We start from the raw sequence: 2,930 nt of genomic DNA on the forward strand, positions 1-2,930 counted from the left end.
CTGGCCGCCGTTGCTGGCGATCAGGAAAGTGACCACCGGCGCGACCGGCTCTTCCAGCAGGTTGAGCAAGGCGTTGGCCGCCGGCAGCGTCAGCTTCTGGGCGTGATTGATCACGAAATAGCGCCGGTCGCCTTCGGCGGGGCTTTTGGCCAGTTCCTGCTTCAAGGTCCGGACCTGGTCGATCGCGATCGTCTGCCGGTTTTCCTCGGTATCGATCAGCATGACGTCCGGATGGTTGCCGGACAGAATCCGCTGGCAGGCCGGACAAGTTCCGTCCGGCTTGTTTTCGCCCTCGCAGTTCGCGTAGCAGATCAGCCAGTAGGCAGTGTTCAAAGCTTCCGCCTCATCGCCAGCCAAAAGCAGGTAGGCATGCGACAGCTGCCCCCGGTCTTGAGCCTGCTGCAGCTGCCCAGCCTCAGCTGAACCGATCTTGTTTAAATCCAGCATTAAAAGCGCAGGAACTGGTCAACCGGCAAAACAAAGACCGTTGCTCCGCCGACCGTGATGTTGACTGGCTCAATTGGCTGCTCGAAGGAGATTCCCGGGTGCAGGCCAGGGTTGATCGTTTCTTCTCTGGTTTGGGAATGTTCTTCAATCAGCTTCAAAACATCTTCGACATCCTCGTCTTCCACCCCAAGCAAGAAGGTGGTGTTGCCTTCGCGCAAAAAGCCGCCCGTTGATGCCAGCTTGGTGGCGCCGACATTATTGTCAACGAAAGCCGCCTGCAGGCGCTTGGCGTCTTCTGACTGGACAATGGCAATGATCAGTTTCATCTTGATCCCCCCTAAAACAATTCTGGAAATGTGCTTTTCACCAGTTTAACACTTGCGGCCACGACTTGCCCCAAATCTTGACTCGCGTCCACCCGCTTGATCCGGTCTGGATGAGCCTGGCAGACTTTCTGGTAGCCCCGGTAGACTTCCTGGTGAAAGGCCAGCTTCTCCTGCTCCAGCCGGTCTTCGCTGCCGGAACGGGCCTGGGCGATGCGCTTTAAGCCAAGCGCCGGATCCAGGTCAAGGAAAACGGTCAAGTCCGGTTCCAAGTGGCCAGTCGCGAATTCATTGATCTGGGCTACTTCATCGATGCCCAGCTGCCGGCCCTGCCCCTGGTAGGCCAGGGAAGAGTCGACAAAGCGGTCGGAGATGACCAGTTTCCCCGCGGCCAAAGCGGGCTCGATGATCTCGCTGACGTGCTGGGACCGGCTGGCCGCGTAAAGCAGGGCCTCGGTCTTGGCATTCATTTCCGTGTTTCGCGGATCCAGGATCAGGTCGCGGATCTTCTCGGCGATTTTGGACCCGCCGGGTTCCCGCGTCACCAGGATCTCTTTGTTGCACTGCTCTTTAATAGCTTTGACGACTTCATTGATCACTGTCGTTTTGCCGGCGCCGTCGGGACCTTCAAAAGTGATAAAGTAACCTTTCATTAACTCAGCCTCCTTTTTATATTTTACAGAACTACGGCTAGTATTTACAGATTAAGTTGCTACTAAATCTAGTAGGTTGGCCAAATAAAAAATCCTCCGCTGTCTGGGAGGATTTTTTCAAGCTGGCTTATTGGGAAATCGCGTTGGTCAAGCCCGTGTAAGAAGCGTGCCGGTAGCGGGCCTCGTCGTACAAAAAGGCGTATTCGGCTCTTAAAATCTTGTCGGCCACGATGTTGTCGTCCGACATGTCCAGGGTGGTGTTGTCCAGGCCCTTGTTCAGACTGATTTCCTGCTGCAGCTTCTCAACCAAAGCCATCAGTTTCTCATCTTCGGCGTGTTTGATTTTGTCAGTGTGCTTGCTCATAGTTATAGCTCCGTTCTTCCTTGAACTGCCCGCTTCAAAGTGATCAAGTTGGCGTACTCGATGTCTGAGCCGACCGCCAGCCCGGCGGCCAGGCGCGTTACCTTGAGCCCGGCCGGTTTGATCAGGCGGCTGATGTACATGGCGGTTGACTCGCCTTCAGGCGTCGAATTCAAAGCCAGGATCACTTCCTTGACTGCATCGTTTTTCTGCAAACGCACGATCAGCGACTTGATGTTGATCTGCTCAGGACCGATCCCGTCCATGGGTGACAGGACCCCGTGCAGGACATGGTAGAGGCCGTCATATTCGCCCATGTTTTCAAAGGCCATCACGTCCTTGGCTTCTTCAACCACCATGATCGTTGACTGGTCCCGGGCCGGATTGCTGCAGATGGCGCAGGGATCCTGCTCGGTAATGTTGCCGCAGACTGAGCACTGGCGCAGCTTCTCTTTCACGTCCGTCAGCGCCTGGGAAAACTCCTGCACGTCTTCTTTGGGCATGTCCATGGCGTAAAAAGCCAGGCGGGTAGCCGTCTTTTCGCCGATGCCCGGCAGCTTCATGAACGAATCGATCAAACGGGCGATTGGCAGTGGGTATTGCAACTTACATCAGGCCTTTCGTGTACTTGCCCAGGCTCTGCTGAGTGGCTTCATCGATCTGCTTCAGGCCCTTGTTGACCGCGTCGATGACCAAGTCTTCCAGCATGTCCGGATCGTCAGGGTCAATGGCTTCAGGCTTGATGGCGAGCTTTTTCAAGGTCCGGTCCCCGGTGAAAGTGGCCAGCACCATGTCATCAGCTGACTTGCCGGTGAATTCCTGGGTCGTGATGTTTTCTTGTTCCTGGGCCATCTGCTCTTGCAGCTTCTTGGCCTGCTTCATCATTTGCTGCATGTTCATGCCGCCCATTCCTGGGAAAGCTGGTCTTTTACTCATGAAAAAATCTCCTTTTAAACTTCTCGTTGTTTGTCTGCTTAATTTTAACGCGAAAAAAACTTTTTGGCGAATTTTAGTCCTTGACTTCCACCAAAGAACCAAACAGGTCCTCTGCCCGGCTCACCAGTTCGTCATCTGCCGGCGCTTCTTCAGCTTCCGGACCGGGATCTGCCGGATCGCCGGCGGCAGCGGGCTCTGGCTCAGCTGCCG

Annotated in this window: 6 protein-coding genes; all 6 read right to left on the reverse strand. The window is 55.2% G+C overall.

Annotated features, from left to right (window positions below):
- A partial coding sequence (locus tag lacNas_RS05265) for a DNA polymerase III delta subunit-related protein (RefSeq protein WP_507762771.1) occupies window positions 1-447 on the reverse strand: 447 nt, incomplete at its 3' end.
- Entirely contained in the window at window positions 447-773 is a 327-nt protein-coding gene (gene darA, locus lacNas_RS05270) for a cyclic di-AMP receptor DarA (protein WP_201330817.1), read from the reverse strand. The genes lacNas_RS05265 and darA, both read right to left, overlap by 1 nt.
- Before the next feature lie 11 nt (window positions 774-784).
- On the reverse strand, window positions 785-1,423 hold the full coding sequence (gene tmk, locus lacNas_RS05275) for a dTMP kinase (protein ID WP_201331486.1): 639 nt from the start codon (window positions 1,421-1,423) through the stop codon (window positions 785-787).
- Between the two features lie 127 nt (window positions 1,424-1,550).
- Entirely contained in the window at window positions 1,551-1,787 is a 237-nt protein-coding gene (locus lacNas_RS05280; RefSeq protein ID WP_201331487.1) for a YaaL family protein, read from the reverse strand.
- A 2-nt stretch (window positions 1,788-1,789) separates the two neighbouring features.
- The gene (gene recR, locus lacNas_RS05285; protein ID WP_201331488.1) at window positions 1,790-2,389 is read right to left on the reverse strand and encodes a recombination mediator RecR; all 600 of its coding nucleotides are present in this window, start codon (window positions 2,387-2,389) and stop codon (window positions 1,790-1,792) included.
- Between the two features lies 1 nt (window position 2,390).
- A complete protein-coding gene (locus tag lacNas_RS05290; RefSeq protein ID WP_201331489.1) occupies window positions 2,391-2,720 on the reverse strand; it encodes a YbaB/EbfC family nucleoid-associated protein in 330 nt (109 codons plus the stop codon).
- Between the last annotated feature and the right edge of the window lie 210 nt (window positions 2,721-2,930).

The sequence above is a fragment of the Lactobacillus nasalidis genome (assembly GCF_016587775.1).
Classification (GTDB): domain Bacteria; phylum Bacillota; class Bacilli; order Lactobacillales; family Lactobacillaceae; genus Lactobacillus; species Lactobacillus nasalidis.